Origin of the sequence: Streptomyces tropicalis, from assembly GCF_029269835.1 — a bacterium.
Lineage (GTDB): Bacteria > Actinomycetota > Actinomycetes > Streptomycetales > Streptomycetaceae > Streptomyces > Streptomyces tropicalis.
The window spans coordinates 173,357-197,031 of sequence record NZ_JARJBB010000007.1 but is presented as its reverse complement, the minus strand read 5'-3'; the positions used below and the strand labels follow the sequence as shown (position 1 = coordinate 197,031).

General features: G+C 68.1%; 21 protein-coding genes, 1 tRNA gene and 3 pseudogenes. 13 read left to right on the top strand and 12 right to left on the bottom strand.

What is annotated here, in order from left to right; translation table 11 throughout:
* Nucleotides 1-181: 181 nt before the first annotated feature.
* On the bottom strand, nucleotides 182-898 hold the full coding sequence (locus P3H78_RS16425; protein ID WP_276109727.1) for a polysaccharide deacetylase family protein: 717 nt from the start codon (nucleotides 896-898) through the stop codon (nucleotides 182-184).
* 534 nt (nucleotides 899-1,432) lie between these two features.
* On the opposite strand from P3H78_RS16425, the gene P3H78_RS16420 reads away from it, so the two are divergent.
* The gene (locus P3H78_RS16420; protein ID WP_276109726.1) at nucleotides 1,433-1,792 is read left to right on the top strand and encodes a hypothetical protein; all 360 of its coding nucleotides are present in this window, start codon (nucleotides 1,433-1,435) and stop codon (nucleotides 1,790-1,792) included.
* A 373-nt stretch (nucleotides 1,793-2,165) separates the two neighbouring features.
* Here the strand turns inward: P3H78_RS16420 and P3H78_RS16415 are convergent, their stop codons facing one another.
* A complete protein-coding gene (locus tag P3H78_RS16415) occupies nucleotides 2,166-2,510 on the bottom strand; it encodes a hypothetical protein (protein ID WP_276109725.1) in 345 nt (114 codons plus the stop codon).
* A gap of 397 nt (nucleotides 2,511-2,907) precedes the next feature.
* Nucleotides 2,908-3,666 carry a MerR family transcriptional regulator gene (locus tag P3H78_RS16410; protein ID WP_276109724.1) on the bottom strand — a complete coding sequence of 253 codons (759 nt, stop codon included), beginning with the start codon at nucleotides 3,664-3,666 and terminating at the stop codon, nucleotides 2,908-2,910.
* Between the two features lie 648 nt (nucleotides 3,667-4,314).
* On the opposite strand from P3H78_RS16410, the gene P3H78_RS16405 reads away from it, so the two are divergent.
* Nucleotides 4,315-4,388, top strand: a tRNA-Met gene (locus P3H78_RS16405).
* Here P3H78_RS16405 and P3H78_RS16400 read toward each other — a convergent pair.
* Complete coding sequence (locus tag P3H78_RS16400; protein WP_276109723.1) at nucleotides 4,386-5,015, bottom strand: hypothetical protein; 630 nt, start codon at nucleotides 5,013-5,015, stop codon at nucleotides 4,386-4,388. The two genes, P3H78_RS16405 and P3H78_RS16400, sit on opposite strands and share 3 nt — an antisense overlap.
* A 227-nt stretch (nucleotides 5,016-5,242) precedes the next feature.
* Between P3H78_RS16400 and P3H78_RS16395 the strand changes: the two genes are divergently transcribed.
* Entirely contained in the window at nucleotides 5,243-5,788 is a 546-nt protein-coding gene (locus P3H78_RS16395; protein WP_276109722.1) for a GNAT family N-acetyltransferase, read from the top strand.
* A 256-nt stretch (nucleotides 5,789-6,044) separates the two neighbouring features.
* Nucleotides 6,045-7,262: a serine hydrolase domain-containing protein gene (locus P3H78_RS16390; RefSeq protein ID WP_276109721.1), complete on the top strand. Its 1,218-nt coding sequence runs from the start codon at nucleotides 6,045-6,047 to the stop codon at nucleotides 7,260-7,262.
* A gap of 105 nt (nucleotides 7,263-7,367) precedes the next feature.
* Here P3H78_RS16390 and P3H78_RS16385 read toward each other — a convergent pair whose 3' ends face one another.
* Nucleotides 7,368-7,823, bottom strand: coding sequence for a GNAT family N-acetyltransferase (locus P3H78_RS16385; RefSeq protein WP_276109720.1), 456 nt, complete (start codon nucleotides 7,821-7,823; stop codon nucleotides 7,368-7,370).
* 410 nt (nucleotides 7,824-8,233) lie between these two features.
* On the opposite strand from P3H78_RS16385, the gene P3H78_RS16380 reads away from it, so the two are divergent.
* From P3H78_RS16380 to P3H78_RS16355, 6 genes are all read left to right on the top strand, one after another.
* Nucleotides 8,234-8,494 (top strand): YciI family protein, encoded by a 261-nt coding sequence (locus tag P3H78_RS16380; protein ID WP_276109719.1) that lies wholly within the window; start codon nucleotides 8,234-8,236, stop codon nucleotides 8,492-8,494.
* Between the two features lie 678 nt (nucleotides 8,495-9,172).
* Nucleotides 9,173-9,586, top strand: a complete 414-nt coding sequence (locus tag P3H78_RS16375) for a hypothetical protein (RefSeq protein ID WP_276109718.1) — start codon at nucleotides 9,173-9,175, stop codon at nucleotides 9,584-9,586.
* Nucleotides 9,587-9,774: 188 nt separating this feature from the next.
* Entirely contained in the window at nucleotides 9,775-10,197 is a 423-nt protein-coding gene (locus P3H78_RS16370; protein WP_276109717.1) for a hypothetical protein, read from the top strand.
* A gap of 726 nt (nucleotides 10,198-10,923) precedes the next feature.
* Entirely contained in the window at nucleotides 10,924-11,946 is a 1,023-nt protein-coding gene (locus P3H78_RS16365) for a metallophosphoesterase (RefSeq protein WP_276109716.1), read from the top strand.
* Nucleotides 11,947-12,462: 516 nt separating this feature from the next.
* Nucleotides 12,463-13,890 (top strand): selenium-binding protein SBP56-related protein, encoded by a 1,428-nt coding sequence (locus tag P3H78_RS16360; protein WP_276109715.1) that lies wholly within the window; start codon nucleotides 12,463-12,465, stop codon nucleotides 13,888-13,890.
* 56 nt (nucleotides 13,891-13,946) lie between these two features.
* Nucleotides 13,947-14,711 (top strand): hypothetical protein, encoded by a 765-nt coding sequence (locus P3H78_RS16355; protein ID WP_276109859.1) that lies wholly within the window; start codon nucleotides 13,947-13,949, stop codon nucleotides 14,709-14,711.
* 261 nt (nucleotides 14,712-14,972) lie between these two features.
* Here the strand turns inward: P3H78_RS16355 and P3H78_RS16350 are convergent.
* From P3H78_RS16350 to P3H78_RS16330, 5 genes and pseudogenes are all read right to left on the bottom strand, one after another.
* Nucleotides 14,973-15,236: pseudogene (locus P3H78_RS16350) on the bottom strand (TSUP family transporter); the annotation flags it as partial.
* Complete coding sequence (locus tag P3H78_RS16345) at nucleotides 15,233-15,628, bottom strand: rhodanese-like domain-containing protein (protein WP_276109714.1); 396 nt, start codon at nucleotides 15,626-15,628, stop codon at nucleotides 15,233-15,235. The pseudogene P3H78_RS16350 and the gene P3H78_RS16345, both read right to left, overlap by 4 nt.
* A 126-nt stretch (nucleotides 15,629-15,754) precedes the next feature.
* A pseudogene (locus P3H78_RS33530) lies at nucleotides 15,755-16,123 on the bottom strand (MBL fold metallo-hydrolase); the annotation flags it as partial.
* A gap of 183 nt (nucleotides 16,124-16,306) precedes the next feature.
* Nucleotides 16,307-18,112 carry a PP2C family protein-serine/threonine phosphatase gene (locus P3H78_RS16335; protein ID WP_438827978.1) on the bottom strand — a complete coding sequence of 602 codons (1,806 nt, stop codon included), beginning with the start codon at nucleotides 18,110-18,112 and terminating at the stop codon, nucleotides 16,307-16,309.
* A gap of 410 nt (nucleotides 18,113-18,522) precedes the next feature.
* On the bottom strand, nucleotides 18,523-19,122 hold the full coding sequence (locus P3H78_RS16330; RefSeq protein WP_276109712.1) for a hypothetical protein: 600 nt from the start codon (nucleotides 19,120-19,122) through the stop codon (nucleotides 18,523-18,525).
* Nucleotides 19,123-19,253: 131 nt separating this feature from the next.
* Here P3H78_RS16330 and P3H78_RS16325 point away from each other — a divergent pair, with 131 nt between their 5' ends.
* Nucleotides 19,254-19,961 (top strand): hypothetical protein, encoded by a 708-nt coding sequence (locus P3H78_RS16325; RefSeq protein ID WP_276109711.1) that lies wholly within the window; start codon nucleotides 19,254-19,256, stop codon nucleotides 19,959-19,961.
* A 194-nt stretch (nucleotides 19,962-20,155) separates the two neighbouring features.
* Here P3H78_RS16325 and P3H78_RS16320 read toward each other — a convergent pair whose 3' ends face one another.
* Both P3H78_RS16320 and P3H78_RS16315 read right to left on the bottom strand, forming a co-directional pair.
* The gene (locus P3H78_RS16320; protein ID WP_438827981.1) at nucleotides 20,156-20,968 is read right to left on the bottom strand and encodes an IS5 family transposase; all 813 of its coding nucleotides are present in this window, start codon (nucleotides 20,966-20,968) and stop codon (nucleotides 20,156-20,158) included.
* A gap of 101 nt (nucleotides 20,969-21,069) precedes the next feature.
* Nucleotides 21,070-21,309, bottom strand: a pseudogene (locus tag P3H78_RS16315) (helix-turn-helix domain-containing protein); the annotation flags it as partial.
* Nucleotides 21,310-21,464: 155 nt separating this feature from the next.
* On the opposite strand from P3H78_RS16315, the gene P3H78_RS16310 reads away from it, so the two are divergent.
* Together P3H78_RS16310 and P3H78_RS16305 are read left to right on the top strand one after the other, a co-directional pair.
* Nucleotides 21,465-22,346, top strand: a complete 882-nt coding sequence (locus tag P3H78_RS16310; RefSeq protein ID WP_276109710.1) for a polysaccharide deacetylase family protein — start codon at nucleotides 21,465-21,467, stop codon at nucleotides 22,344-22,346.
* Between the two features lie 433 nt (nucleotides 22,347-22,779).
* Nucleotides 22,780-23,436 (top strand): class I SAM-dependent methyltransferase, encoded by a 657-nt coding sequence (locus tag P3H78_RS16305; protein ID WP_276109709.1) that lies wholly within the window; start codon nucleotides 22,780-22,782, stop codon nucleotides 23,434-23,436.
* Nucleotides 23,437-23,675 lie beyond the last annotated feature (239 nt).

Here is a 23,675-nt window from a genome sequence, read left to right as displayed (position 1 = left end):
GGACTTGCGATGCAGCGTCTGAGGGCTTCTCAGCCGCCCGTCGCCTCACCACCGCTGCCTCACTCCCCGCGGGGGGCAGCACCGCACTCTTCTCCGCTCTCCGCGTGGCTCTTTCCCCACTCGCCTGCTGGGGGAGGCCGGTGGCCGGGCACTGGGCAGGCTGGGGGCGCCAGTTGTGCGGTCAGTGCAGTGCGTCCGAGAGGCGGACGAAGGTATGGCCGGTGGCCTGGAGAAGGGGGACGGCGGCGGTGATACCTGGGGCCGTGCCGCCTTCGGGGTGGTTCATGTGGCAGATGACGATGGAACCGGCGGGCGCGGACGCGACGGTCGTGCGGACCTGTTCGTGGGTGAAGGTCGCGCCGCCGTCGCCGTTGACGGAGAAGCTGACGAACCGCTCGCCCAAGTCGGTGACGATCCGGGCTGCCACGTCGTCGCAGTACGCGGTTCCGGAACGGAAGAAGCGGGGCGGGGTGCCGAGCAGCCGGGTGAGCTCGGCCCGATTGCCGGCGACCTCGTCGTAGACCTCGGCGGCGCTGCGGGTGCCGCGGATCCGGTAGGCGGAGCGGCCTGTGACGGACAGGGGGCGGTGCCGGGTGCCGTGGTTCGCGATCTCGAACAGCGGCTCGGCGGCCAGCCGGCGGAAGATGGCCGGGTTGGCTTCGATCCAGCGGGAGTTGATGAACAGGGTTGCCGGTACCTCCCGCGTGCGCAGGAAGTCGATGAGCGCCCGGTCGTAGCCGCTGCCGCCCGGGCCGCCGCAGGCGTCGAAGGTCAGTGCGATCTGGCGTTTCTCCGCGCTGGGCAGCGCGTGTACCACTCCTGGTGCGTCGAAGCCCCAGGTGTGCGGCGTGGCGTGGCCGTAGCGGGCCACGATGTCGGCGCGGGTGGCAGCGGGCACAGCCGGGCGTGCCGTGGTCGCGGGGCGGGATGCAGGGGTGCCCGTGGCGGTCGCCGGTGTCGGTGAGGGCGAGAGGCTTGTCGTGCTGCTCGGCCCGGTCCGCGGGCCCGCGCAGCCGGCGAGAATGCCTCCCGTCATGGCCGCCAGTACGGCCCGGCGACTGGTTTTCATCCGCTGCCCCGTCTGATCGAAGGTACCGAGACGCAGCCGCCGCCGGCACGGCAACCGTACGTGGGAGGATGATCACACCCGGGAAGAGAGTGGTAAGGGATCGCCAACAATCCTTCGTGGACCATGCGCTCCCGAGGCTCAGGGCAGCGATCACACGCGGCGTGACGTGTGGACGAGCGGACAACGGTGCCCTCGTGAGGCCCGCTCAGCCGGTGATGTCCTTCCGCCTGGCGGGAAGCACCCCGGACCACATTCTGTGCAGGCCGCGGGCGGTGTTCCACGGCCGGATGCTCAGCAGCCGTCATCCCGCTGTACCGGCAGGACGCCCACGAGCCCAGCCCGACGGCTCGCGTGAGCACAGACGTGGATGGCGCTCCACAGGAACCCTCACGCAGACGGCTGGCACGTCTCGCCGCCACGTCGGCCAAGGAGCCGACGGCCCTGCTCAGCGCGTCCAACGCCAGCACCACGCCCTGCGCCTTCGACGGCTACCCGGATCTGCAGGTCTATCTGGGCAAGGGGCCGTCGGCGGAGGCAGAGTCGAAGACCACGACCCTCGTCCGACCGCTGCTGCACCACGGTCCCACGGTCGAGGTCCCGCTCTTCTATCCTGCGTCCCCTGCCCGCGACGGCTACTGCGCCATACCGGTCGATGAGGAGCCGAGGATCTGGTGCAGCCACCGCACCCGGCACGCACCGACTACGGCACGTTCGTGCAGATGACCGGCGCACACGGACGGCATGTACGCGCGACGGTGTGCGACACCATCCGCATGGTCTCGCCCCGGCTGCGCCCAACCGCGCGAGTGGCGCGAACGCTGCGATATCCACGTGCACATGCCGACAGGGGTGTGCGATCACGCGGCGGTGCAGGGGTCGCGGATCACATAGCCGCGGTGGGCCCATGGTCGGGTGCCACGTGGGTGAGGGGTGAGCGGTGAGTAAGCGGGTGAGGCCGGTGCAGCCGTCCGCCGCCGCTGGAATGGCGGCGGACGGCTGCGTGTTCGTGTCCAGAGAGCTGTCGAGGCGCTGTTGTGCCTGGGGGCGCGGTGTCGACCGCGACGCTCTGGGGGCGACGGATGTGCCCGGGATGGGGTTATGAGTCAGTGCGGCGGCGCGCCATCAGCATGGTGCCGGCGCCTGCTGCGACCAGAGCGGCTGCTGCGCCGCCCAGGACCACCTCCTTCGTGTGGTCTGCGCCGGTGTGGGCGAGTTGCGGCTTCTCCGGGCGCTTGTGGTCGTTGCTGCAGCCCTCCTCGTCGCAGCCGTGTTCGTCCGAGCCGTGGTCGCGGTCGGGCGTGTGTGTCTGCTGTGGGGTGTGGGGGCGGCTGTCGGCGTAGGCGGTCGCTGCGCCTGCCAGGGTTGCGGCGAAAAATGCAGCGGTCGCGGCTGCTGACGCCGCGACAGATCGCCATCGAGGTGATGCCGTCATCGTTTCCACTCTCCTCGGCTTGGGACGCCCGTCTCCGATGAGGGCAGCTCCAACACCTGGATAATGGAATGAGTAGGACTTTCATAGCATAAGAGCTGTGATGTCGCATATAAGTCGCTGAATGGTGTAGTTCAAGGGGAACGCTGTCGCTCCGACGTTCGACGCCGGACTTGGTCGCGGTGGTGTCGGGGTTCTGCCCTTGCTTCACGAGCTCCGGCAGTAGTTGTTCCACCGGGCGGGGAGGCGCTGGTGGCAGGCCGACGCCGATGGTCGCGAGAAAAGACAGCGGCCTCGGGGGACACCGCTGCTGGGCAGGCCGGGGCGAGCTTCCCTCGATGCGCCGGCCTCTGAACCGACGAACGGGGCAGGGCCGACGTGGTGCGTCCCGCGGCGACCCTGCTGTGGTTCAGCTCAGTCGGGATGTGGCGTAGGCCTCGATGGCATCGTGCTGGTAGGCGGCCAGGCCCGGGGCGATTGCCTCGTACGCCGTGCGCCAGGTCTCGTTGTCCACGCAGGAACGCCCCATCGCGCGGTACTCGTCGGTGGAGACATGGCGCAGTGCGGTGAGCGTACGGTACTGGGCGTCGATCTCGGCCTGGACGGGTCCGGCGTCGGCGGGGAGTCCGGCGGTCATCAGCTCGGCCAGCCGGATCATCCAGGCCGTGCGCTCCCGCTGCCCGGCCTCGATCTCGGCCGGGCTCATCGTCGCGGTCTTCCGGGCGACTTCTTCCGCGTGCTCGGGAAAGTCACGCAGGCTCTCTGCGTACTGGGCGGGCTGCGCGCCCTCGAAGAGGTTCTCCGGTCGGTTGATGGTCATGGGACGGCCGTCCTTCCTGGACTGTTCCATTTCGGCGATCGTGCGGGAGACGGTGGCGGCCAGAGTGTCGAGCCGGTCGCGCTCGGCGAGCAGGCGCTGGTGGTGGCCGTGCAGGGCCTCCACCGTGTCGACCTCATCGGCCAGGATCCGGCCGATCTCGGGCAGGCCCACCCCCAGCGCTCGCAGTACGAGGACCTGTTGCAGCAGCAAGAGCTGGTGCTCCCCGTAGTAGCGGTGGCCGCCTGCACCGATCCGGGCCGGTGCCAGCAGGCCGATCTCGTCGTAGTACCGGAGCGTTCGGGCGGTCACACCAGACATGCGGGCGACTTTCGCGATCGGCCACTCCATTGCCGCCCCCTCACGAGCGCGTCACCGGGCCGGACTCTCCGGCCCTGTTCAGGACGGTAGAAGCTGCCGCAGCGGCAACTTCAACCCCGAATCCGTCTCACCGGACTTCAGACTCTCGACGACGCGCACCGCACGCACCACACACGCGCGTAGCCCACGCACCACACGCATGTCCCTCCGTGATCGGTTCATGTGGCGGGCGGCTGCTGTCGGAAGACGTGAACATGACGATCTCCCCTGACTTCCCGGTGCCTCCCGACCCACCGTCGTAACGCTGCCTTCTCTCGTAACTGATCCGGCCGGCGACGATGTGCCCGGATCCCCGGATCCCCGGATCCCCGGATCCCCGGAGCGCTCGATGCGTTGAGCGGGCAGGTCGTCGATCGACCCGGCGCGAGCTGGGTGGATTCGCAGCGACTCGCATCCGATGGTTGTTCAGCGCTGCATGGCGGGCGGGTGCGCGAGGAGAAGGGCCCAGGGCATGTTCCGGCGCTGGGTCGGCGGGTACGGCAGTATCCCCAGCGCCCTGATCATGCTCCTCGACGGGGACACCGCAGAGATGCCGTCTGTCTGGCCCGACGAATGCGTCAACGGTCTCTGACCGTGAGAAGTCCCGAGTGATCCATCGTGTACAGTGATGTTTGTCGACGCGGGGTGGAGCAGCTCGGTAGCTCGCTGGGCTCATAACCCAGAGGTCGCAGGTTCAAATCCTGTCCCCGCTACGAGAAGAAGGGGCCCGCAATTGCGGGCCCCTTCTGCGTGGGATTCCGTCCAGCGAGCAGCTGACCGTCCACTGCGATGAGCTCGCCTTTGCAGGGCCGGCCGCGTGCGCCACTTGATGGCGGGGATCCGGTGGTACGTCTGCGGGTGCTGGTCGCCGTTCCCCGCGTCACGTGTATGCCGGTCGGCCGGTGCTCGCGCCGATCGGAAGGCGTACAAGCCTCGCTGGGGCCGCCGGCTGCTCCCGGTCCGGGGGAGGGTGTGCGCCTGGGCGCGGGTCGGAAGGCCCGGCGCCGGACCCGTGTGCGCACCATGCGGTCGCGGTGGCCTGTCCAGGCCGCCGCAGCCATGTCGTCGGCCTGCTCGGGTGCGTCGTCGAGGGTGGGAGGCAGATCGTGCATGATCCGCACCGGTGACAGCAGGATGGGGAGGGATGCGGCGAGCTCGCCGAGCACGCCGATCCACATTGCTTGCCGGGGTCCGAGGGTCTGGCCGAGGACTCCGCCCATCAGTGCGCCCACCGGCATCAGACCCCACACCACGAAGCGGACGGGCGCGGTCATACGGCCGAGGAGCGATTTCGGGCAGAGCCGTTGCCGCATGCTGACGCTGGAGATCTTGTAGGTCATGAAGCTGACCCACCCGAGACTGTTCAGCAGGAGTGCCAGCGCGAACCGCCAGTCCGCCTGGCGGATCGGCAGGGTCAGCAGTCACAGGACACTGCTCACGATCAGGGCCGTCCACATGGCCGGGCCGAGTAAGCGTCAAATCCTGTGGATCATTGTCTGCACCAGCGAAGTTCGGGTGGATGCTCCCGAGTGTCGACGAGCGCGGCTCGTTTGTGACACTCGTCCCCATGACCAGCAGCAACGCCCTTGGCTTCACCCAGATCGTTGACCCGCACGAGATCACTGACGAGTTGAAGCAGACCCTCGTGGACTGCTGGACCGAGGTGAGCAATGCGGGTGGGGCGGCCGGGTTCCCCTTTCCGCCGGTGGACGCCGTCGAGGTCACCGCTGTCCTTGACCGCATCATCGAGAAGCTTGCCCCAACGGCCAGCCGCCTTCTGGTCGCCCTGGCCCATGGCACCGTCGCGGGCTGGCTGAATATCCGCTGCGATCCCCACCCGCCCGTCGCGCACTGGGGCACGATTCACCACGTGCAAACCCGTCTCGGTGTCCGGGGCCAGGGGGTCGGCGCGGCATTGATGAGCCGGGTCCGTGAGGTCGCCCGCGACGAGATGGGCCTGGAGCAGCTGCACCTTGCCGCCCGCGGCGGTGTCGGTCTCGAAGAGTTCTATGGGCGACTCGGCTGGAAGGAGATCGGCAGGTGGCCCGGCGCTCTGCGGCTGGCCTCCGACGACGATCGCGATGAGGTCCTCATGATGTTGTCGCCCTTGTGACACCCAGCAACCTGATCTTGGCACAGGTAGGGCACGACGACAGGGACAGCAAGCCGGCCGCGACGGCTGACCCGTGACAACAGTGCGGGGTCATGGTGCAGGCCGCGCGGGATGCGAGGCGCCGGCTCCGGGACGGCTCCGGGATGCGCTCGGGGTCGGATCAGGGTTGATCCCCATGCCTCGGCGGTCGGTTGACGAGCAGGATTGATCACGTTGATACGGGCCGCTCAGCACAACGGATCTCACGGAGTCTCATATGAAGCTGATAGCTCGCCGTGTCGCCGCCCTCGGCCTCGTCGGCGCCGCCCTTGTCGCACTCGGCGCCGGTTCGGGCGCGCAGGCCTTCGCCGCGAGCGGCGCTCGTCCGGGCACCTCGGGTGTCCTGCCGGCGCTGGACCCGCCTGCGCTCCAAGCCGCCATCGAGACCCGGCCGGCCGACGGCGTCTCAGGTGCGATCGCCCGGGTCGGAGAGCCGGGCCAATTGTGGAAGGGGTCGACCATCGACAGCCAGACAGGGCGGAAGATCCCGGCGAATGCGCACTTCCACATCGGCAGCATCTCCAAGGTCTTCGAGACCACCGTCGTCCTGCAACTCGCAGCCGAGGGCCGGATCGACCTCGACCGGACCGTCCAGCAGTACATACCGGGCCTGCTCCCGGACACGTTCCAGCCGATCACCGTCCGTGAGCTGATCAACTACAGCAGCGGGCTCCCGGACGTGGACGAAGGCAAGCCGGCCCAGAGCCCCGACGAGACGATCGCCAACCGCTACGACTACCGCACCTTCGACGACATCATCCGTTCCACCCTTCGGCCCGTCGGTCGTCCCTGGCCCGGTCCGCACTTCGCGCCCGGCACCGAGCAGGAGTACAACTCCCTCGGTTTCCGGATCGCGGGCAGGCTCATCGAGCAGATCACCGGCCACTCGTTCAAGGAGGAGGTCATCGAACGCATCCTGAAACCACTGCGCCTCGAACAGACCTCGGTTCCCGAGGGCGACCCCGTGATGCCCCGGCCCTATCTCCACGGCTACGTGACCGACAGCCGCGGCACGGCAGTGGACGTCAGCGAGCAGGGCGGTGACCCATCCAACATGATCTCCACCCCGGCGGACCTCGACCGCTTCATCAACGCTCTGTTCCAGGGCCGCCTGCTGCCCCCCGCGCAGCTGAACGAGATGTTCACCTTGCCCAGGGACGCGGAGGGCAAGCTCGTACCGTTCATCGGCACCAGTTGCAACAAGGTGGCCTGCTTCGGCGCCGCCCTGATGTCCACCCCGCTGCTCAACGGGGGCGTGCTCTGGGGCAAGACCGGTCACGACTTCGGCTACGCAAATGGCATGTTCGCGACTCGTGACCTGTCCGTACGCGGTGTCTACTCGGTCTCCAACCTGAGCCTCGACTTCGGAGCTCCGGCCGCCTTGGCCAACCGTCTGCTGACGGCGGTCGTAGCACCCGCCGCCGGCCAGCGCTGATCCCCCGCGGCGCACCACACCTCACCTCATGGCGGCGCCGAGCACCGGATAGCCCTGACCTGCCGCGCCAGGGGCTGGGCCGACACACAGATCCCCCGTGTGAGATCACTGACTGGGGAAGGCGAGCCGCAGAACGATCTCGCCGTCGTCGATCTCGCCGGTGGGTTCGAATCCGAACTTCTGGTAGAAGGGCCATGGTTCGCCGTCGCCGGGATCGTAGCTGGTCAGCAATTCGGTGGCGCCGTCCGCGCGAACCAGCGCGGCGATCTGCGTGAGAGCTTCTCGGCCGATCCCTTGCCCCTGGTGCCGCTTGTCGACGAGGAGGCGCCAGATGAAATGGCACCCTTGGTAAGGACCAGCCGGCGGCTTCCACGACAGCATTACGAAGCCGACGGGCTCGTCGCCGCGGTACACGGCGCGGTACCAGGGATTGGCCTCCGGGCTCTTCGTCGCATCCTTGAGCGACTTGGACACCGAGGCGACGAACTGTTTCTGGTCGCGTCGGACGCGGAGGGCACGAACGGCATCCCGGTTGGCGTCGGTGATCTCCCGCAGGTGCACGTCTGGGGACCTCATGCCACACCCCTTCCTCATCCGGCGGCAGCGCCATCCGGGCCGACGTGAAGAGCCGCCGCCGTGCGACAGACCGTTATGTGCATGCAATAGCTAAGGATGTCAGGTCGGACGTCTCCGCAGAGTATTCGACGCAGAGGATCTGGAGCGGGACTGGCACCCCGGGCTGTGTCCGCGCCGAGGAGCCAGATCGGCGCCCCACAGCCGGTCCACCGTGATATTCCCTGATCAATGCCAGTCCCGCGAGTCTGATCCGAGACCGGCCAACTCTTCGGGCAGGGAACAGGCACAGCAACATCTCTCCAGGCCGCCCTCCAGGCAAGCCAGACGAATCACCGCCGTACACCACTCCGCGGGACTTGACCGTTTCCGTTCAGCCGGTCCCTTAGAGTCGACGCATGAAGTTCGTAGTACGTTATTCGACCGTCCCCGAGCGGGCGGCTGACCTGCACAAGGTCTACGCCCTTCACAAGGCGTACCTTGACGCGTTCGAGCCGCCCTCGGACATCGTCGGCATCGGCACCTTCGAAGACCCGCTCACCAATGGGTCAATGGCGATCTTTGCCACGCTTGATGCCGCTCAACGATTCGTCGCTGGAGACCCGTTCGTCACCGAGGGTCTGGTGAAGCCGAGTGAACCGGTGGCCTGGTGCGCATGACCGAGCCACGTCCTTTGCACGCGGCACACGGGATGCGAAGTGCACGCACACGTCGATAAGTCCGTCCTGGGCAGGGTCGGTGGGCATGCATAGGGTCTGGTCGTGCACGACGACGGGTGGGTGACCGCTGCGCGCGGACTGGTATGACAGGGTCACCGCTGTCCAGGTCGTGCTCGCCCCGGACGAACCAAGCTCCCCGTCGGTATCAACTCCGCCAGCCGGCTGGCAGGCCCTTGCCTCGATGAGACATCCGCTCAAGACGCGGAGCGGTGACCGGGCTTTGGTTCACATTCGCCCGAGTGGCGCGCGTCGGGTGGCGCAAATCTGTCGCACACCATCTGGCCCAGCTCATGCCGACCAACGCTGGATGCGCGCGAATCTGTCCTGCCCAACTTACGCGGCCTGGCAATTGAGGTGCGAGGTCATCAGGACTGTGGCCTAATACAGAGGAACCTCCCACGCGGAGGCGCTCGCGCTCTCATCGGTTGGCTCCAGTTCAACACCAGCACCGCCGGCTGCGACTTGTCAGTCCGAGGCTGCGCTCCACGCGCGCATCGTCGCGCGCATTGGCTGTCTGAAAGGGCCGCGGAGATAGGGGGACACATGGGGTTTGCCAGGCGCATACGCCCGGTCGAGGGCGCTCAGTTCAGGGGGGCGTCGTGCTGGGCGCCGTGGCAGGTGGCGGCCCTGATCGTGGTCACGGTAGCCAACTATGTGTGGCAGGTCCCGTACTACCTGCACTTCTACGGACGCTTCGGCCGGGGTCCGGGCGGCCTGACCGTGCTCCTTCTGCTGACCTTCGTCTGGTTCCTCGTTGGCACAGCGCTCCTGGTGACTCGACGCCGCGGCGGGGTCCTAGTCATGGCGTCCTTCCTCGTGGTCGAGGCGCTCTTCTACCTCGTGCACAATCTGTCCGGGGCTGCTGGGCGCGACCTTCCCACCGACGACTTCGTGTTGTTCGTGGCCTCGCTCTTGGGTTACCTCAATGCTCTGGCGGCGATCCTGTTCCTCTGGTGGCTCTTCCGCACACGCATGAGGGACCGGAGGACGGCCGCGCCGCCAGGAGCCGCTGAGGGCGACACCTCGCTGTGATGCTCCGCCGGTCGCGGTGGGGGCGAGCGGAGGACGGACTCCACAGATCCGGGCCGGCGACCACGACCCGCATCCCCGGTTCGCATCACTTACTGCCTGCGCAAGGTTGGCTCCGGGTCCCCGCTGACAGACCGTGTTCCCGACGATTTGCTGGGACTCCCGTCGCCAGACGGATGCATCCTGACGGGATGGCGGGAGCGAGATGGAGTGTCCGCAGGTTCGCGGCCATCGACATGTATGGAACAACCGGCACGCTGAGGCGACGCAGGCTCGTCCTGGCGGAGTTCGTCCTGGGAACTGCCTGCTTCGTCGTGCTCGGTGTGGTCTTCACGATGCACGGCGGCTGGTTTTGGGGAGCGTGGTTGCTCGGGTGCGGCCTGAGCTACGGCGCCCTTGCCGTACACGCGGTCGGGCTCTACCCCTCGCACCGTCTGGAGGCCGAGCTGGAAGGCGTGGATACCCCCACGGAAATTCGCCGTTACAGCGCGGCCCAGCTGCTCCTCTTCGTCCCCGGACTCATCGCGGTCGTCGCCCTCGCCCAAGCTCTCAGCAGGCACCCCCACGGCGTCACCAACGTGGACGGTGTTGAGGAAGACCCTCACCCGGGCTAACGACCTTGCGAGCGATTGAGGTCTGAGCGTGCCGGCTCGGCGGACCGGCTGTTGGGCGATCAGCAGGCGGCCGGTCGGACGAGCACCAGTGCGATGCTCGTGCGGCGTCGGGTCGTCCTCTTGGCGGATTGGCCGAAGACGAGGCCGGCGATGGCGAGGTGGGTTTCGGGGTAGGTCTCGCGCCGTCCGGTGAACCGCTGCAGCGACCGCCACTGCTTGTACTCGCCTTTGGTGTGCTCTACGTGGATATGTCAGCACCGCATGGCCATGCGGACGGTGGTCTACTGACGGATCGGACATGCTGAACCTGACGCTGCCGTCACCAAAGGATGCCGGTGCACCGTACGAGCCGGACCCCGTGCAATGCCTGCTTCCACGACCGGTGGCGGCTCCTCCCTGCCCACGAGGCAGATCACCGTCCAACTCCGCCTGGTGAACGGCCAGTTCAAACGTAGGGGTTCCGTGATGCCCTCGCCCTCGCCTGACCTCCTGCGGCTGCCGGGGGCACTGCGTGCGTCCCGGCGTTCTCGAGCTCGAGCGGAGCGTGGCCGAGCGTCTGTCCGCAGCGCTCACGGAAGTGCGTATGGCGGCCTCCCGCAGGAAGGTTGACGGAAGGTCACCGGAAGCCCTGGGTGGACAGCGGCTGTTCACCCCTGACTCGTCCCGGTTCGGCGTGAAATTCACACGTGAGCAGAACAGTGCTCCCGCACACCACAGGAGGTTTCCATGAGAAATTGGCGTCGCGCGGCATCCGTCGCGGTGTCCTTGAGCGCCCTCAGCTTCGCGCTGACGGACCAGTCGGCGACGGCCGACTCCGGGAGCAGCCCCTTCAGCTTCGCCGTGATCGGCGACATTCCCTACGGCGACTCCCAGATCGCCGATTTCCCGAACGTCATCCGCCAGATCAACGCCGACCCCGACGTGCGGTTCGTCGACCATCTCGGCGACATCAAGAACGGCTCCACCGTCTGCAGCGACGCCTACTTCCAGAAGATCAAGTCGGACTTCGACACGTTCGAGGACCCGCTGGTCTACACGGTGGGCGACAACGAGTGGACCGACTGCCACCGGCCCAACAACGGAAGCTACAACCCGCTGGAGCGTCTGGCCGCCATCCGCAAGGTCTTCTTCCCCCAGCCGGACCGGACCCTGGGCCGCAACAGCGTCCGGGTGACCTCGCAGGCCGACCAGGGATACCCGGAGGACGTCCGGTACACCCGGGCGGACGTCGCCTTCGCCGCACTGCACATCGTCGGCAGCAACAACAGCATGGCGCCGTGGACCGGCAACACCTCGGCCACGCCGGAACAGGCGGCCGAGGTCGTCGGCCGTACGGCCGCGGTGGTGCAGGAGATCCGCGACACCTTCGCGGCCGCCGAGCACGACCGCAACAAGTCCGTCGTCCTGCTCACTCAGGCCGACATGTTCGACCCGACGGTCACCGACCCGTCGTACGCGGACAACTACGCCTTCCAGCCGATCGTCAAGGCGATCGCCGAGGAGTCGGCCGGGTTCCACGGCTCGGTGTACCTGTTCAACGGCGACAGTCACGTCTACAACAGCGACAAGCCGCTGGACACCGGTTCCAAGTGGCTGTCCTTCTACGGCGTCAAGACCGCCGCGCCGAACCTCACCCGGGTCACCATCGACGGCTCGACCAACGTCGACGACTGGCTGAAGGTCACGGTCGACCCCGGCAGCAAGCAGGTCCTGAGCTGGACCCGGGTGCCCTTCGCCCCCGCGCAGTGAGCTTCGTCCCCCGCGAACGCTGACTTCCTCACCGAGGAAGCCGTGTTCCCCGGCAAGCCGGGGAACACGGCCGCGCCATCGGACAGCCACAGTGCTTCGGTGGCGCGGCCGTCCCCGAGCCCAGGGAGCCCGCCCACGTCGGGGAGCCGCCGCTACGGGCCCTGCCACCTGGACTTCGCGCAGCGCTCGGAAACCGGATCGAACCCGGAGGCCGGCACCGGACCCACCGCGCGGCAACGACCCACCGGCAGTCGATCAAGCGACTTCTTCTGCGACCGCACCACCTGGATACCCCGACCGCGGATTCCAGCCGATCGATCACGGCCGACGCCCGCTCCGACGCGGCGGCCGACCGCACCGCCGCGCTGTCGCCCTGGCACGGCTCCAGGGGTTGTGAAACGCTCGTCCTATGGCATGTCCGTCTCCCGTCTGCACGCTGATCTCGAACGAGTGAGCCCGGCTGCCCGTCGGAAGTCCACCCGGATCCAGGCTCCCGTTCGGGAGTGAGGAACAGCCATGACGACGACCGAGCACGCTCTCGACCGCGACGAGCCCAGTGATCCCACCTTGTACCGCACCCCGGCGGACGCCGTCGCCGCGCCCCCGGAGAACCTCGCCTACGTCGTCGGCTTCGACCCGACCGCACAGCGCGCGGACGCCTTGTTCACGGTCTGCACGGACCCCGAATCCCCCGAATACGGCCGAGTGATCTCCCACGCGGAGCTGCCCGACCTGGGCAACGAACTGCACCACTTCGGCTGGAACGCCTGCTCGAGCGCGCTGGCCCATGCCGGTCACCACGCGGCGCGGCGCTACCTCATCGTCCCGGGCCTGCGCTCCTCCCGGCTGCACGTCTTCGACACCGGCCCCGACCCCGCCCGCCCCCGCCTGGTCAAGGTGGTCGAGCCCGAGGAGCTGGCCGCCAAGGCCGGATACTCGCGTCCGCACACACTCCACTGCGGCCCCGACGGAATGTTCCTGTCCTGCCTGGGCGGCGCGGACGGCGCGGAAGGGCCGGGCGGCGTCGCCCTGCTGGACCACGACAGCTTCGAAGTGCTGCGGTCCTGGGAGAGCGACCACGGACCCCAGCGGATGGCCTACGACGTCTGGTGGCATCTGCGCCAGAACATCGCCGTGACCAGCGAGTGGGGGACCCCTGCGCTGATCGAGGACGGCCTGGTCCCCGAACGGCTGCTCGACCGCCAGTACGGCCACTCACTGCACTTCTGGGAGCTGGACTCCGGCCGGCACCTGCAACGCGTCGACCTGGGGGACGAGAACCAGATGGTGCTGGAGCTGCGCCCCGCGCACGACCCCGAGGCCACGTGGGGCTTCACCAACACCGTGGTCAGCGTGGAGGACCTTTCGGCATCGATCTGGCTGTGGAACCGGGAGGGCGAGAACTTCGTGGTCCGCAAGGTGATCACCGTCCCGGCCGAGCCCGCGGAAACGGAGGACCTGCCCCCGTTGCTGCAGCCGTTCGGCGCCGTGCCTCCACTGATCACCGACATCGACCTGTCGGTGGACGACCAGTGGCTGTACGTATCCGCATGGGGGACCGGCGACCTGCTCCAGTACGACGTCAGCGACCCGTTCCATCCCAGGCAGACCGCGTCCGTACGCCTCGGCGGCATCGTCGGCCGGCAGCCGCACCCCGCCGAGCCGGACACTCCCCTGACCGGCGGAGCGCAGATGGTCGAGCTCAGCCGCGACGGGCGCCGCGCCTACCTGACGAACTCCCTGTACGCCGCCTGGGACGCACAGTTCTACCCCGCGGGCATCGACCCGTGGATGGTCAAACTCGACGCCGACATCTCGCACGGCGGGCTCACGGTCGACAGCCGCTTCTTCCCCCACGGCCCGGACTTCCTCGGCCTGCGCGTGCACCAGACGCACCTGCAAGGGGGCGACGCCTCCTCCGATTCGTACTGCTACCGCCGCTGACACAGCCGGTTCACCCGGCCACGACACCATGGCCCGCCACCCCGCGGGGAGGGAACATGCTCTCCGTGCTCTGCGCAGCAGGCGCGCACCCTCACGGGACCGGCTGGCAGTTGCCCTCCACCGAAACGCTGGTGGCTGTGGCCCTGGTCGCCGTGGCCACTGTGGTGGGCGCCTGGCTGGCGCGGCGCGGATCCGGCCGGTCGACGCTCATGCTGGCCGCCGCGTCAGGCATCTTGCTGGTCATCGCGGTCCTCGATCTTCTGCCCGGCGCGTGGGAGGGGGCCCATGAGGCCGGCGTGCCACCTTGGGCAGTTCCGCTCACCGCTCTCGCCTCGTACGGGGTGATGGGGGCCGTGATGCGTATCGGCTGCCCGTGCGACCGCAGCCGTGCGGGCGGCATCGGCGCGGCATCCGCGCTCGCCGTGCACCGCTTTCTGGAAGGGGCGACCCTGGCGCTGACCGCCTCACTCGCCGTGCTGACGGCACTGCTGGTACACGCAGCCGGCGAGGGCCTGGCTCTGGCCGCCCTGCTGGCGGTGCAACCGGGGAGGCGCGTAGCTCCATGGATCGCACTGGCCTGCCTGAGCCCGGTCGCGGGAGCCCTTCTCACGGGCGCCCTGCCCATTCCGGACACCCTCATGCCACTGCTGCTCGCCTGCGTCGGCGGCGTACTCGCGCAGGCCGCGTGGGTTGCACTGAGACTCGCCCATCAGCTTCAGCCCGCTCACCGGCGCGTCCTCGCGGTGCCGGCGGCGACGGCGATGACTCTCGCGGCCGTCCTCACCTCGCTCGTCCTCCTTCTCGAGCCGGTCAACCGCTGAACCCGACCGGTCGCACGAGGGCGACGAAGGCCGCAGCAGGCGGCGGGCGCGGCAGGCGGCGGGCGCGGCACCATGGCGCCATGCCCCGGGCCGGCGAAGTGGTGGAGCCTGCCTCGCCGGCCTGGCGCGTGCGTCGAACGCGCCAGCAAGGCGAGACGCGTCCTCGGAGGCTTGGGCCACCGCCGCCGACCGCTTCATCGGTGGCCCGGGGGAGTCGGCATCGGATCGGTGGCTTTTGACTTCCTCGCCGCGAACGCCGGTGGTCAGAATGTTCTGCGGCAACCAAACGGCGGCGGCGCCGAAGGCGGCTCCGAACTTCCAGTGGATATTCCCGGCGCGGGCGTGGGTGGTCAGCGCCGTCATCGAGGTGGCGGTGACGATCAGAAGGCTGGCCGTCGTCGCGGCGAGCGGCCTGAAGTGCAGCAGGTAGAGCAGCGCCGGGACGGCCAGTACGCCGCCGCCCAAGCCGCCGAGTGCCAGGCCCACCACGGCACCCGCGACGAGCGCGAGGGTCAGCGGGGTCACGCCACCATGCCGCGTCCGCCACGGCCGTTGACGATCGGCAGGCCGGCGTATTGCCAGGCCTCCATGCCGCCCTTGACGTCGACCGCGTCGATTCCCTGTTCGGCCAGCAACTGTGCTGCCTTCTGCGAGCGGTTTCCGGAGCGGCAGATGGCTACCACCGGGCGCCCCTGCACGACTTCGGGCAGCGGGGATGCACCGGAGATCAGCTGGGACAGCGGGACGTGCACGGCATCGGGCGCGTGTCCGATCACCCATTCGCGCGGTTCCCGCACGTCGAGCAGCACGGGGCTCTCGGGGGAGGAAGCGCTGGTACGCCGGTGGGCCTCGGCTGCGCTGACCCGGCCGGGGCGGGACGAGCGGTCGGACGAGCGGGAGAAGAAGCGGGAGAACATCAGGAGCACTCCAGGTGTGGTCGCCGACGAGGGCAGTTGAGATCAGCGGTCGGTGGTGAGGGGCAGGCTGGCGTCCTCTGCGGCGTCGAAGCCGTCATCGATGGCCACTACCTCGCGGCCCACCGCGTGCCCGGGTGTGGAGATGGCCCTGGGCACCAGGCCCTGGCCGACGAAGAGCGTGTCACCGCCGGCGATGGGAAGGCGCGGGAAGGAGGCCTCGGCAGCGTTGCGACCGGCGGTTGAGCTGTCGACGGCTGTCAGTGCTGGCCGTCGTTGAGCGCCCTCCGACGGCTCGATCGAGGCCGCTGGTGACGTAGTCGTTGTGCAGGTGTGTCTCCACCACGTGCGAGATCCGCACGCCCCGGCGAGCAGCCGCCGCGATCACCTGGTCCATGTCCCGCGGCGGGTCCACCGCCACCGCCGTGCTGGGGCGCCGCCGGCCAGGTAACTGTGGTTTCCCAGACCCGTGAGCTGGATGGCGTCGATGAAGAACACGCTCGGTTCCCTTCGCAGATTTTTACCCCCCGGGGTATCTGGAGTCAACGTAACACAGTTACCCCCCAGGGTATTTTGGTGGTGCAAGCAGGACGCGGGAGTCGGGGACGTCGCGCCCGTGAGGCCAGATACGCAAATGACGTCCCCGGCCAAAGCCGCGCCGCCACACTGCCGCGAAATCCTTTACCGCCTTCTGCGCTTGCCGCAGGGTGGGGAGCCAGGCACGTATCGCACGGCCAGGAGGGCGACGTCGTCGTCGTTGTCCGGGGGGCGTGCCCGTGCCAGCAGTTGGTCAGTGAAGGGTTCCAGGGGGCGGTGGGCCAGGGAGGCGGCGTGTCGGCGCAGGCGCTCCAGGCCCTCGTCCAGAGCATGGCCGGGAGACTCGATGAGGCCGTCGGTGTAGAGGAGCAGGGTCGCGCCGGGCGGCAGTTCAACGGTCGCGTCGGGGCGGGGCTGGTCGGGCGTGACGCCCAGCAAGACTCCGTGGCCTTCGGTGAGAAAGCGTGTCACGCCGTCGCGGGTGACCAGCAGCGGAGGAGGATGGCCTGCGTTGGTCCAGGACAGCTCGCATCCGCCAGTGTCGTTCTCCCTCATGCGGGCGAAGACCAGTGTGGCCAGGGAGACCTCTGCGATGTCCTCCGTCGCCTGGTCGAGCCATTGCACAATCTTGCTGGGCGGTTTCTGTTCGGAGAGGGCGTACGCGCGGAGCATGTTGCGCAGCTGGGCCATGCCGGCGGCTGCGTCCAGGTCGTGGCCGACGACGTCGCCGATGGCGAGGGCGGTGGCGCCGTCGGCCAGGGTGAAGGCGTCGTACCAGTCGCCGCCGACCTGGGAGGCGTCCGGGGCGGGCAGGTAGCGGGCGGTCATGTCGCGGCCGGGTGTGCGCGGGAGCGTGGGCAGCAGATGGCGTTGCATGGTCTCTGCGACCGTGCGCTGGCGCTGGTAGAGGCGGGCGTTCTCCAGGGCGAAGCTGGCTCGCCGGGCGATGTCCTCCAGGAGGGCGACCTCACTCCCGGTGAACGGTTCGGGCTGGTCGGCACGGCCGAGGGTGAGGGCGCCCAGTACCTCGTGCAGGCTGCGGAGGGGGACCATGACCGCAGAGTGCATGCCGGTCACCTCGAACAGGTGTTGTTGCTCCACCGCGATGCCGGAGTCGGGCGATCCCTGATAGGTCTCGGGACCGGCAAAGGAGGATGCGACGCCTCGCAGGGCGCGGGAGAGGGGGAGAGGGGACTCTTGCGGCACTGGTGGCATGGGCCCCTGGAGGTCCTCCCGGAAGATCACGGTGCCGCCCTCGGCGTGGGCGACAGCGAAGCGATGCACCTCGTCCCGTTCGCGGATCAGGTCGATGACCGCCCAGTCGGCGACACGGGGCAGGACGAGGTCGATCAGGCGGCGCAGTGCCTCGTGGATGTCCAGGGTGGAGGTGAGCAGGGTGGTCGTCTCGGCGAGCAGCGCGAGCCGTTCCAGTTCCGACATCCGCCCGCCGGCCGGTGATCGTTGGGCGGGCTGCCTGGAGTGTCCGGCGGAGTGAAAGAGGACGAGCGTGGCTGAGGGGCGCATGCCGATGTCGCAGGGGGTGACCAGCCATGCCACCGGTAGCAGCGTGCCGTCGCCGCGCTCGAACCATTCGTCGCCGCCCTGTTCGGTGCGCCCGGCGAGGATGCTCTCCCGCATCCGGCACTGAGCCCTGGGCACGGGTTCGCCACACTTGTTGCGATGCATCAGGTCGTGTGCGTCCTGGCCGACCAGATCCGAGGCCGGACGGCCCAGGAGCTGTGCGCCGTGTGTGTTGACGGCGACGATCGAGCCCCGCTCGTCCACCAGGTAGGCACCCGTGCCGAGGGCATCCAGGGCTTTGGCAACCGCCTCCGGAGGACCACACGAACCCGTCACGGCATGCCTCCCGACACCGAAGGGAATGCCTGACCATGCCTGCTTTCTGGGTTCCCTGCCGTCACAGGTGATATCCGCAGTGAGGAGGAGCATTATGATTCTCGATTCAACTTAACCGGGACGCAGGTGGGCGCTCCAGCTGTTGCCAAGACGTTGATCACGTTGTCGGCGAGCAGGGGTGCCGTTCTTCTGCTCCGGGGCTGGTGACGTGTGGTGACCGAGACGGCGCGTCCCGCAAAGAAGCGGAGAGTTTGTCCTGGGGCTCAGGGCGTCGGGACCATGAGTCCGTCGGCCTCGCCGTGGCGAGGTGGTCGGCATACGAACAGCCGATCTAATGTGAGGTGTGGACGTGACGGCCATTCGGCCTATGGACCGGGCGCCCCTATCTTCGGTGAGGAATGGGCGGGGCAGGCGACCGAGGGGCCGACATCGCGGCCTGTCTGACGCCGCAGGGCACCGCCGGTGAGATCGTTGCCGTCCTGGCGCTGCTCAATCACAGCCCCCTATGGCTGGGCGGGTCCGGCTGATGGGAGGCGTTGTCGGCGCAGGATTAGGTCTGTGGGCCGCCACAGGGCGAAGGCCAGGCCGAGGCCGAGCGGGATCTGCAGGAACTGCTGGATCACCGGGGGCCCGGGCTTGTCCCCCCGCCTGAGCGGGGCACGGCCCTGCGGATCGACGGTCACCGTGTAAGTGCCGCCTACCACCCACTTCCAGCCCGTGAGCCCCTTCTCCTCGATCGGAGCCAGCGGTGGGCCGTCGAGGACGGTGACCATGTAGAGGTGGGCGCTGTCACCCATGCCGTCGCCGGCGGACCACTGAATCTGTCGGACCCTGACGTGTTCGGTACGCCCGTGCTGGTGCAGTACCTGCTGAGCCAGCTCCTTGTTCTGCAGGAACAGCACCCCGAGGAGGCACACCGCACACAGCAGCCACCGGATGTCCAAGTACCAGCACGTGCACAGGAACACGCAGGCGAGGAGGAGCGCCAGCGCGCACAGCTCGTCGATCCACAGGGCGTGCGCGACGAAGGCCATGCGCACGATCAGACGGACGACCGTCCACAGCGCCAACGCCGCGCCGGTGCTTGCGGCGCCTACCAGCACCCGCCGGCCCACGCCTGTCCGCCCTTTGCCTGCTTCGTCCGCGCTCACCCTCACCCCTGCTTTCGACGAAACCGCCGGCCTGGTGGTGCACGCGTTCCAATGTATGGATTGTTGAACAATCCTTCAATAGGATGATTCAACATCCCATCGTCTGCCTCGCGGACACGGAACGGCGGCAACCAACCGGAGGGCTGCAGGAGATGAGCTGGCATCAGTTCGAACAGGTCAACGACCACGGGCGGATCCTGTTCAGCGACGACCCCGCGCTGCGGCTCGAGCGCGTGCTGATGGTTCTGGACACCGCGGAGGGCACGGTCACCCTCGATCACATGCAGACACGTCACATGCCCACTGCTCTCTTCGAGTTCCGTCGCGCCGTGGGCGTGGGCGACTTCGGGTTCGTCATGCCGAGGGGAGCCTCGCGCGACGACATGCCCGAGGAACCGCAGACCGAAGGCGCCATCCTGTTCGGCATGAGGCGCTTGTCGCCCGAGTTCTCCGACCTGCGCTTGATCCCTGGATGGGAGCTTCACGAGATACCCGATGAACAGCCAAAACTGGATCGGTGCCTTGGGTACACCTACTCCCGGCTGGAACTGCGGACGCCCGACGGTGAGATCTACTCCCGGACCTGGGTCGCGCACGACCCCGAGTGGGCGGCCGCCGCCCTGCGTCACGGCTACGTCGTGTGCCTGTGCGGCGTGGAACTGGGGATCCGTGCACCGTATGCGATGACCGAGGCGCAGCACACCGCGAGCATGCGCTACGAGGCCTTCCGCCGCGGATGCGCGGTGGGTCTGACAGCAGGCGGATTCGTCGCCTACGTCGACCACCGCTGACGCGCAACACCGAGCCGGCATGCATCGAGTGCAAACCGGGCCGCGACGCGGCGTCCGAGCGGGCCCTGCGGACGATGTGAGGTCGACGTGCTGAAATCCCGGCTGTGAGGCTGTGAGGCTGCGCGGGCTCGGCGGCTACGAGTGCGCGTTCTGACGCATCGCGCGGGCCATCTCCTCAAGCACATCGCCTGCCCTCACTCCCGGCAAAGTGCGGTGCGCAGTCGTCGCCGGCAGATGACGGCGCAGCCGAGGGTGACGAACGCGTGGTGGATGTCGTCGCGGATCTCCCAGCGGGTACGCAGGCGACGGGACCAGTGCAGCAGCGCGATCGCTCCTTCCACGACCCAGCGGTAGACGCCCAGGCCGGAGCCGTGCCCGGTGCCGCGCCGGGCGATGTGCGGGGTGATCTGGAAGCGGCGAACCTTGTCCCGGTAGTCCTCGTGGTCATGGCCGCGGTCGGCGTAGAGGTGCTTGGGGCGGCGCGGTGGCTGGCCGCGCTTGCCGCGGATCGGCGGGACGGCCTGGATCAGCGGGATCAGTTGGGTGTTGTCGTTGCGGTTGCCGCCGGTGGTGATCGTCGCGAGCGGGATGCCGTGTGTCTCGACGATCAGGTGGTGCTTGCTGCCGGTCTTGCTCCGGTCCACCGGGGACGGACCGGTGGCCGGCCCGCCCTTCATCGCGCGGATGTGGCTGGAGTCGACCGCTGCACGGGAGAAGTCCAGCAGGTCTGCGGCTCGCAGCTCGAGCAGCAGGTCGTGCAGACGCTGCCAGACCCCGGCCTCGTTCCAGTCCCGCAGCCGTCGCCAGCAGGTCATCCGCGAGCCGAAGCCCAGCTCCTGGGGCAGAAACTCCCAGCGGATCCCGGTGTGCAGCACTAGAAGGATCCCGCACAGCACCTTGCGACTATCCAGACGCTTACGACCTGGACGCCGCGGATTGCGCGGGACGACCGGCAGCAGCGGCTCGATGCGCGCCCACAACTCCTTCGATCTCCCAGGGCCTGGCAGCGGTCTTCCTGGTCTCGACTGGCTCGCACACCCTTCGGTCAGTATCAACGAAAACTGACACGCCGTCATCCCCGGAGATCCACAAGCCGTCTTTTGTCAGGAGTCGTAAGGCGTCCTTCAGCGGCTCCGGGGTGGGGCCCCTCGAGGGCGACGGCGCCGATGATCTCGCGCTTGCCACGGAAGTGACTGTAGAGGACGGGCTGGCTGCATTCGGTGCGCTCGGCGAGCTGGCGGGTGGTGACCGCGTCCCAGCCCTGCTGATCGGCGAGTTCGCCGGCCGTCGCCACGATGAGGCGCTCGCGGACCGCCCGTTCACGCCCCTTGCGTTCCTGAACCGACATGATTTGGTCAGCGAGCGGTGGCCTTGGTGGCGGCGTTGACCCCTCCGAAAGAGCCGCACCCGATCCTTACCCAGCATCGAACGCGCCTTCGCGCTTGCGAGATACGTTTCCCAGCAGAGTCAAGAACGGCATGGCAGCCAGAGGAGACCAGTACGGTGAAGCGACGCGACGGGCGTGGCGGGTTCTACATACCACTGGCCGGTGCGGTCATAGCGGCCCTGGCCGTTGGTGGCTGCCAGGCGAGCGATCGCAGTGAATCCGGCCCGGCCGCAACCTCGCCGAGCCAGGCCGCCTCCACCGGCAGCGCTCCTCGAAGCGTTTCGCGCCTCTCGGCCGACGCTGCCGCCTGGCGCAGGTGGAGCCTGAGGCCGCTGCGCCCGGCCCCTGAATCTCCGGCCGACAAGCCCGTCAAGCTCTCCACCACCGGTCCGGTCCCGGTCTTCACGCACATACCGACCTCGCAGAAAGTCGTCTTCATCACCGTCGACGACGGACTGGAGAAAGACCCCAGGTTCGTCCGGATGATGCGGGACCTGAAGATCCCGATCACCATGTTCCTGATGAACAACGCCATCAAGTCGGACTACGGGTACTTCAAGGCGCTGCAGGCGATGGGTAACCATATCCAGAACCACACTCTGAGCCACCCCCCGATGAACACCATCCCTCTGGCCCGCCAGAAGGAGGAGGTGTGTGGCGACCAGAAGGTCCTCACCAAGGAGTACGGCACCGCCCCGCTGCTGTTTCGTCCGCCCTATGGCGCGTACAACGCCAACACCAAGATCGCGGTGGGGGAGTGCGGGCCCCACGCGATCGTCTGGTGGCGGGAGTCCATGGAGATCCGCAACCTCCAGTACCAGGCACCTGACCGGAAGCTGCGCCCTGGCGACATCATCCTCGCCCACTTCCGCGGGCCAAAGGAACTCAAAGGCACCACCATGACGGAGATGTTCGCGAACCTGCTCAAGCACATCCAGGAGCAGGGATTCGCCGTGGCGCGGCTGGAGGACTACATCCAGCCGCCGGCCGGTCGCTGAAGTGGTAGGCCGCCCTCCTTGTCAGGTTCGGTGCGGCTCCTCCACACGGACGCCGTGACCTGGGAGTTCGCCAGTTTGATCACTTGAGTCTTCACCGCCTGCCGAGGTGCCCTCGCAGGTGGCCGGAGTCATGGCGCAGAGATCACGTTGGAGGAGCAGCAGGGCGGATCACGCCCCCATAAGCCCGGCACGATCGGCTCATTGCGAAGTCGCAGGTGGAAAAGGGTGCGGTGGTCCTTCCAAAGGAGCCGCGTCCTGCGGCGTTCGCGGAGCGACTGCGGGTCTGAACCGTCACATCTCGGCATCAAGGCCCGCCTGCGTAATCCCTGACTGACACGCTGCCGCCGTCTTCATCGCAGTGCCACGAAGTGGAGCGAGCCGACGTTTGGTCAGGACAACCAATCAGGGCAGGCGGCCACTAGTGTCTCCAGCTGTGACCGAACTGACCTACCTGCATACCACCCGGGTGGCCTACGACACCGTTGCCGAAAACTACGCCAAGCTCGTGCCCCCTGCATTCGGGGGCGACCTGTACGGTCGCGCGATGATAAGCACGTTCGCCGAACTCACGCGGGCCCTCGACGCTGGGCCCGTCGCTGACCTCGGCTGCGGGCCCGGTCACGTGACAGCACACCTTCAGTCCCTCGGGGTGACCGCGTTCGGCATCGACCTGTCTCCCGAGACGGTTGCGGTTGCCCGGCGCAGACATCCGGACCTGCGATTCGACGAAGGGTCGATGACCGATCTGGACCTGGCTGACGGCAGCGTTGGCGGCGTCATCGCTTGGTACTCAATCGTGCACACCCCTCCGGAGCTGCTGCCGGTCGTGTTCGCAGAGTTCCACCGCGTGCTGGCTCCAGGCGGCCATCTGCTGATCGCCTTCAAGGCCGGTGACAGGCTCCGACACCTGGAGAATGCATATGGGCATGAGCTGTCCCTCGACGTCTACTGGGTCTCTCCCGACCGCATCGCCGAGCTGCTGAGTCAGACCGGACTGACGGTAGACGCCCGGCTGATCCGTGAGCCGAATGAGCAGGAGAAGCCCCGGCAAGGTCAGCAGGCGTACCTCCTGGCCCGAAAGCCGGTGTAGCCGGGAACGAGAGTCGGCGAAGCCGGCCAGGACATCGGGGTCGAAGTGCCGTTCGCTGCGTCGTGCGTAAGCGCGGCGTGCCGCAGTCAGCGCAGGGTTCAGCCGTCCAGACGCTCATTGTCCTCGGGTGCGGCGAGCAGGTTGGCCAGCAGCTGGGCGGTGCCGGACTGTCAGTGGATCCGCTCCGTCGCCCCGCCCTTGGCGGTGATCTTTGTGAACAAAACCCGTGTGCGTGCAGC